General features: G+C 52.1%; 8 protein-coding genes. All 8 read right to left on the bottom strand.

The window, feature by feature from the left end:
- Positions 1-86, bottom strand: an 86-nt coding sequence (locus APU11_RS27210) for a DUF1317 family protein (RefSeq protein ID WP_114078532.1), incomplete at its 3' end; no start/stop codon positions are given.
- Positions 83-511 carry a hypothetical protein gene (locus APU11_RS19535; RefSeq protein WP_048248450.1) on the bottom strand — a complete coding sequence of 143 codons (429 nt, stop codon included), beginning with the start codon at positions 509-511 and terminating at the stop codon, positions 83-85. The genes APU11_RS27210 and APU11_RS19535, both read right to left, overlap by 4 nt.
- Before the next feature lie 8 nt (positions 512-519).
- The gene (locus tag APU11_RS19530) at positions 520-1,002 is read right to left on the bottom strand and encodes a siphovirus Gp157 family protein (protein WP_032105028.1); all 483 of its coding nucleotides are present in this window, start codon (positions 1,000-1,002) and stop codon (positions 520-522) included.
- The gene (locus APU11_RS19525; RefSeq protein ID WP_058650940.1) at positions 999-1,913 is read right to left on the bottom strand and encodes a recombinase RecT; all 915 of its coding nucleotides are present in this window, start codon (positions 1,911-1,913) and stop codon (positions 999-1,001) included. The genes APU11_RS19530 and APU11_RS19525 overlap by 4 nt, the downstream gene beginning before the upstream one ends.
- A 9-nt stretch (positions 1,914-1,922) precedes the next feature.
- A complete protein-coding gene (gamL, locus tag APU11_RS19520; RefSeq protein WP_058650939.1) occupies positions 1,923-2,201 on the bottom strand; it encodes a host nuclease inhibitor GamL in 279 nt (92 codons plus the stop codon).
- Between the two features lie 78 nt (positions 2,202-2,279).
- The gene (locus tag APU11_RS19515) at positions 2,280-2,486 is read right to left on the bottom strand and encodes a cell division protein FtsZ (protein ID WP_001752704.1); all 207 of its coding nucleotides are present in this window, start codon (positions 2,484-2,486) and stop codon (positions 2,280-2,282) included.
- Positions 2,483-2,641: a hypothetical protein gene (locus APU11_RS28620; protein WP_058650938.1), complete on the bottom strand. Its 159-nt coding sequence runs from the start codon at positions 2,639-2,641 to the stop codon at positions 2,483-2,485. Before APU11_RS28620 ends, APU11_RS19515 begins: the two co-directional genes overlap by 4 nt.
- Complete coding sequence (locus tag APU11_RS19505) at positions 2,638-3,231, bottom strand: hypothetical protein (protein WP_239691338.1); 594 nt, start codon at positions 3,229-3,231, stop codon at positions 2,638-2,640. Before APU11_RS19505 ends, APU11_RS28620 begins: the two co-directional genes overlap by 4 nt.
- Between the last annotated feature and the right edge of the window lie 97 nt (positions 3,232-3,328).

The raw sequence follows: 3,328 nt of genomic DNA, 5'->3' as shown, positions 1-3,328 counted from the left end.
ACTTCACCCCATGGCATTAGCCAGCCGTTACCAATGAAGGGAAGGCACAGTGTGCCAACCCTGATGTCGTCGTGAGCGTGAGTCATAGGATGGACTCCATTTCGTCGATGTAGAGGCCCTGAGCAATCAGTCGGCGACGGCGGGCGGCACGTTCAATGCACTCCTGCCGCCTACCTTCCTGCGATTGCTCTATGGCGCGCCGGGTGAACAGCCGCGATTTACCCTGTGGCGTTACGACCTTTGGCTTCGTGACCAGGTCGAAAGTCCGGTCGCAGATGCCGTCCTCGTTGAGCCATTTTTCCGACTCAACTATCTGAGCTATCTGTCCGGTGCCGCGAGTGATGCCGTTGGCGACCCGGTTAAATTCGATGAGCGTTACGCCAAACTTCTCAGCGATTTCGCTGCCGGTGACCGGGCGGCCGCGCGTCTGAATCATCCAGATAACGCGTTCACGGAGGCCGGAGAATTGCCCGGTTCGCCCGGGCCTGCGGTAGAAGGGTGTGCGTTTCATGGCTCCACCTACTTGATAATGAGTGAAGGTTTGCCGAGTTTTATTTGCGCGCCAGGTACATCCACGCCAGCTTCTATTTGGTGTTTGATAGCCAATTTGTCTGGCTTGATGCTCGTCTCGTATTCGACGAATTCAGGAGGAAGTGCGCTGGCATCTGTAATCTCTACTGACTTGGAAGGCGCGCGAACCGTTACCTGATGAATGCCTGCCTTCAGTGATTTCTTTCCTGCTGTTTCGAGGGAGGTGGCCACATAATCTTTCATGCTCGACACACGGTTTTCTGCGGCTTTTGCGCGCTCTGCAAGACGCTTGCTTTCTTCTTTCAGCGCCTCGGCATAAGCAGATTCGTTTTTGCAGACAGCAAGGATCTGCTCGACCTTTGCTTCCAGCTCCCACTCAATGCCATCAAGGGTGTCGGCTATCATTTCAGGCTCCATGCCTGAATCAGTCAGCTTTGCGAAATCATTGGCGATCTGGTAAAGAGCTGTCATTGCGTAACCTCTTCGAATTTTGCTTTGCACTTGGCATAGACGGCCTGAACCTCTTGTTGAAGCTGCATTCCGACCGTCATTTTGTAAGCTGCCTGGAAGTGAGTTTTGAGAGCATGCATATTTTTCGCCTGCTTCATGTCATCACATAGTGACTGGATGGTGTTGATAAGTTCCTGTTTTGCGTTTTCTTCCGACTGGATGATTTCGCTTTCAGGGGTGTAGGGCATAACTGGCTCCATGTATATGCCTTCACTCTCGTTGAGCACATCGACGGCATTATCCAGACGGTCAGCACGCGGCCAGTATTTATATGCTCTTTTGACGATCGTCTTCCTAGCCATCTCAGACCAGAAGTTGACCCATGGGCCTTTTGGTGATGTTCCCGCTTTGCTCACTTTCCTGATTTCTTCTATCTCAGCGAGACTCATCTCTTCAGTGAGATAGTCGCCATCAGCGGTTTTAACTGTGCAGTAGCCACCGATAACGGCGCCGCGATCGTCAGGTGTAGCAAATGGGTTGTATTTGTGAGCTGGCGCCTTATCGAGACCTAGCGTCTCGTAGTCGTCGCTGGCATGAACGAGCTTGCACTGACCCCACTTGATGACGCCAGCCGACTGAGCGATGTGCAGAAGACCCATATAGCTGATATCGAGGCAGACCATACCGTCGCGCGGAACCAGATAAGCCAGTTTGCTGGCAGGGTTCAGGCTAATGCCGACAGCTGCAACGTTGATAATCGCGTTCTGGGCGCTGGTGGGGTTGGCAATCGCCGTTTCTGCCAGTTTTTGATTGCGCTGGAATAACTGGATAGCGAACTGGCATTCCTTTGCCCATGTCAGAGACTGGTCGGTTAGGGCACTGACAAACAGCGGCTCCTGCTCCTTAACGAACTGAATCAGATCGAAGCTCATAATCACTCCTTAAAACGGGCAGGGCGCTTGGCGCTGCCATTCTTCTTCGGCGCGTGCATATGCGCAGGCCGAAATGTATTCGTTGTATGCCTCTTCGGCCTTTTCTCCGATAAGCGCAAACTGTGCTTCCTTGGGCAGGAACAAGCTGCTCATTTCCAGAGGTTTCGAAGGGAACATGGCGATCAGTTCTTTCGCCCGGTCGTCGATCCATTTCTCCTTCTCGTCGGTGAGCTGCTGCTCAACCCAGCGCCGATCTTCGATTCGGTCGTAAGTGAGGTATGCGTTCATGGCTGAACTCCTGAAATTTGGATGTGCAGATCCCGCCCGCATTGAGCCAGGCCGATCGGTTGAACAGGGTGGTTGGTATCAGTGAACCATTGGCTCGCCGCGCTCATTCAGCAGCACAACGACGGAATCACTTTTGATGATGGTTTTTTCGAAGATGTTGAAGGCGTACAGGCCTTTCTCAACGTTCGCAGAGGCGCGATAAGTTTTGCCGTGGTGTTGCAGCATTGTGCCCGGTAAAACCTCGCTACGTGGCACTGATGCGGTGCCGTAGTGCATTCCAATCATACCTTCACCTCAACCTGTTCCAGGAGGCCAGCGATATGCATCTGCCAGCGGTTCAGCACCAGTTTTTCCCGCGGTGCCGATAGCGACGTCAGTTGCCACTCGTTATCGTTGAGCTTTTTGGCGGTGTACTGCTTGCCGTTGTGGGTGACTTTCATGAGACCTCCCGAGCTTCTGCTTTCGCTGCATTAATAGCGTCGACATTCATAAGGCAATAAATCGCGCACTCAGCATCATAATCATCAAGACCGTGCTCGCTTGCCTTTTCACGCGCCTGTCGGGTTAGGCCAACCTCAAAGCAGACGCTGCCATGCGAAGGGCAGCACCCGTAAGAACAGGAGATTCTTTGATCAGACCAATGCGCATAGTTCTTTGTGCCAAGATATTCTTTTCTCAGACGTGAGAATCCGGTGGCTATATCTGAGATTGCGTCACTAATGCAGGCTCGACGTTCAGAGCTTTCTTTAGGGTTCCCAAAGTAGACAATACGCATCCCGTGGCTGACCTTTTGGTCATCTAGGCCGGAATTAACAAAATTTAGCTTTTCCAATACGCTCGCCATTTCTTTACTAATGCGCGCGGACTCGTTGGTGAAATTCTTCTTGAGTGCCACTAACTCGGACTCAAGTGCAATTTTTTGCTGCGTTAATTTTATAAGGCTCATAATCATCTCCGCGCTTAAGCCGCGCCGCTGAACGTTAACAAAGACTTCTGCGCTAATGGGCGGTGGATGGCCGCCGGTTGTCATAACTAAGCAACCTCTGTGAAGTTGCTGAGGTATGGCCGATAAAAAACCCGCCGGAGCGGGTCTATTTGATGCGTCTTACTAACTGCCCTTGGACATT

The sequence above is a fragment of the Enterobacter sp. 50793107 genome, from assembly GCF_001463365.1.
Lineage (GTDB): Bacteria > Pseudomonadota > Gammaproteobacteria > Enterobacterales > Enterobacteriaceae > Enterobacter > Enterobacter cloacae.
Note: the sequence above shows the minus strand (reverse complement) of the source record. Positions and strands in the feature narration are given on the sequence as shown.